This window comes from Pseudomonas sp. PS01299 (genome assembly GCF_029960145.1).
In the GTDB taxonomy this organism is placed as follows: domain Bacteria; phylum Pseudomonadota; class Gammaproteobacteria; order Pseudomonadales; family Pseudomonadaceae; genus Aquipseudomonas; species Aquipseudomonas putida_A.
This window is the reverse complement of the sequence record NZ_JASCPO010000395.1, coordinates 1-3,113: the sequence shown is the minus strand read 5'-3', so window position 1 is coordinate 3,113 and position 3,113 is coordinate 1. Positions and strand designations below refer to the sequence as shown.

The window sequence follows — 3,113 nt, the reverse complement described above, 5'->3', positions numbered from 1 at the left end:
GGGCTTGCTCGCGAATGGGGAGGATCAGTCGCCAGATGTATAGGCTGACACACTGCATTCGCGAGCAAGCCCGCTCCCACCAAAAGCACTCCGCTTCAATCCTGAACTGGTCCTACTCTCGCCTATGTTGACGTTAACGTAAAGGGTGATTGACAGCCATTCGTCACAGGCTTACGTTAACGTAAAGGTGAGAGCCGTTCGACCGCCCTCCCCACCCTACAAAAAAGCCAAAAGGTGACCCATGAGCTACCCATCCCTGAACTTCGCCCTCGGTGAAACCATCGACATGCTGCGCGATCAGGTTCAGTCCTTCGTCGCCGATCAGATCGCCCCACGCGCCGCGCAGATCGACCGCGACAACCTGTTCCCGGCCGACATGTGGCGCAAATTCGGTGACATGGGCCTGCTCGGCATCACCGTGCCGGAAGAGTACGGCGGCGCGGGCCTGGGTTACCTGGCGCACGTGGTGGCGATGGAAGAAATCAGCCGCGGCTCGGCTTCCGTGGCGCTGTCCTACGGCGCGCACTCCAATCTCTGCGTCAACCAGATCAACCGCAACGGCAACCACGAACAGAAATCCAAATACCTGCCGAAGCTGATCAGCGGCGAACACGTTGGTGCACTCGCCATGAGCGAGCCGAACGCCGGTTCCGACGTGGTTTCGATGAAACTGCGCGCCGACAAACGCGGCGACCGCTTCGTGCTCAATGGCAGCAAGACCTGGATCACCAACGGCCCCGACGCCAACACCTACGTGATCTACGCCAAGACCGACCTGGAAAAAGGCCCGCACGGCATCACCGCGTTCATCGTCGAGCGCGACTGGAAAGGCTTCAGCCGCAGCAACAAGTTCGACAAGCTCGGCATGCGCGGTTCCAACACCTGCGAGCTGTTCTTCGATGACGTCGAAGTGCCAGAAGAAAATATCCTCGGCGTGCTCAATGGCGGCGTGAAAGTGCTGATGAGCGGCCTCGATTACGAGCGCGTGGTGCTGTCCGGCGGCCCGACCGGGATCATGCAGTCGTGCATGGACCTGATCGTGCCGTACATCCACGATCGCAAGCAGTTCGGCCAGAGCATCGGCGAATTCCAGCTGATCCAGGGCAAAGTCGCCGACATGTACACCCAGCTCAACGCCAGCCGCGCCTACCTGTATGCAGTCGCTCAGGCCTGCGAGCGTGGCGAAACCACGCGCAAGGACGCCGCCGGGGTGATCCTCTACACCGCCGAGCGCGCCACGCAAATGGCCCTCGACGCGATCCAGATTCTTGGCGGCAACGGCTACATCAACGAATTCCCGGCCGGACGTCTGCTGCGTGACGCCAAGCTGTACGAAATCGGCGCCGGCACCAGTGAGATCCGGCGCATGCTGATCGGCCGCGAACTGTTCAACGAAACCCGCTAAACGGAGCTGCACATGGCTATCCTGCATACCCAGCTCAACCCCCGCTCAGCGGAGTTCGCCGCCAACAGCGCGGCGATGCTTGAACAGGTGGACGCGCTGCACACCCTGCTCGCCCAAGTGGCGCTGGGCGGCGGCGCGAAAGCCCAGGAACGTCACACCTCGCGGGGCAAGTTGCTGCCGCGCGAACGCATCAACCGCCTGCTCGATCCGGGCTCGCCGTTTCTCGAGATCAGCCAGCTCGCCGCCCACGCCGTGTACGGCGAAGACGTGCCAGCCGCCGGGGTGATTGCCGGGATCGGCCGGGTCGAAGGCGTCGAGTGCATGATCGTCGCCAACGACGCGACGGTGAAAGGTGGCTCGTACTACCCGCTGACCGTGAAAAAACACCTGCGCGCGCAGACCATCGCCCAGCAGAACCGCCTGCCGTGCATCTATCTGGTGGACTCGGGCGGCGCCAATCTGCCGCGTCAGGACGAAGTGTTCCCGGATCGCGAGCACTTTGGCCGGATCTTCTTCAACCAGGCCAACATGAGCGCGATGGGCATTCCGCAGATCGCCGTGGTCATGGGCTCCTGCACCGCAGGCGGTGCCTATGTGCCGGCGATGGCGGACGAAGCAATCATGGTGCGCAATCAGGCGACGATCTTCCTCGCCGGCCCACCGCTGGTGAAAGCCGCGACCGGTGAAGTGGTCAGCGCAGAAGACCTCGGCGGTGCCGACGTGCACTGCAAGATTTCCGGCGTGGCCGACCATTACGCCGAGAGCGACGAGCACGCCCTCGCCCTCGCCCGCCGCAGCGTCGCCAACCTCAACTGGCGCAAGCTCGGCGAAGTGCAGCAGCGCACGCCGATTGCGCCGCTGTACGCCAGCGACGAGTTGTACGGTGTGGTTTCGGCCGACGCCAAACAGCCATTCGACGTGCGCGAAGTGATTGCGCGGCTGGTCGACGGTTCGGTGTTCGATGAGTTCAAGGCGCTGTTCGGCACTACCCTGGTCTGCGGTTTTGCGCACCTGCATGGATACCCGATCGCGATCCTCGCCAACAACGGCATCCTCTTCGCCGAAGCCGCGCAAAAAGGCGCGCACTTCATCGAACTGGCCTGCCAGCGCGGCATTCCGCTGCTGTTCCTGCAGAACATCACCGGGTTCATGGTCGGCCAGAAATACGAGGCCGGCGGCATCGCCAAGCACGGCGCGAAACTGGTGACCGCTGTGGCCTGCGCCAAAGTGCCGAAATTCACCGTGATCATCGGCGGCAGTTTCGGCGCCGGTAACTACGGCATGTGCGGGCGCGCTTACGATCCGCGCTTCCTGTGGATGTGGCCGAATGCGCGCATCGGCGTGATGGGTGCCGAGCAGGCGGCGGGCGTGCTGGTGCAGGTCAAGCGCGAGCAGGCCGAACGCAGCGGCCAAGCCTTCAGCGCCGCGCAGGAAGCCGAGATCAAACAACCGATCCTCGACCAGTACGAAGAGCAGGGTCACCCCTACTACTCCAGCGCACGGCTGTGGGACGACGGCGTCATCGACCCGGCGCAGACCCGCGATGTGCTGGCCCTGGCCTTGTCCGCGTCGTTGAACGCGCCTATCGAACCGAGCCGCTTCGGCGTGTTCCGGATGTGATGCTTTTTTGTGGGAGCGGGCTTGCTCGCGAAAGCGGTGTATCAGTCGACGTATCCGCAACTGACAGACCGTCTTCGCGAGCAAGCCC

Annotated in this window: 2 protein-coding genes; both read left to right on the top strand. The window is 63.2% G+C overall.

Going from position 1 to position 3,113, the window contains the following annotated elements:
• Positions 1-241: 241 nt before the first annotated feature.
• Positions 242-1,405: an isovaleryl-CoA dehydrogenase gene (locus QMX91_RS30175; RefSeq protein ID WP_007961115.1), complete on the top strand. Its 1,164-nt coding sequence runs from the start codon at positions 242-244 to the stop codon at positions 1,403-1,405.
• Between the two features lie 12 nt (positions 1,406-1,417).
• A complete protein-coding gene (locus QMX91_RS30170; protein WP_282413838.1) occupies positions 1,418-3,025 on the top strand; it encodes a carboxyl transferase domain-containing protein in 1,608 nt (535 codons plus the stop codon).
• Positions 3,026-3,113: the final 88 nt, after the last annotated feature.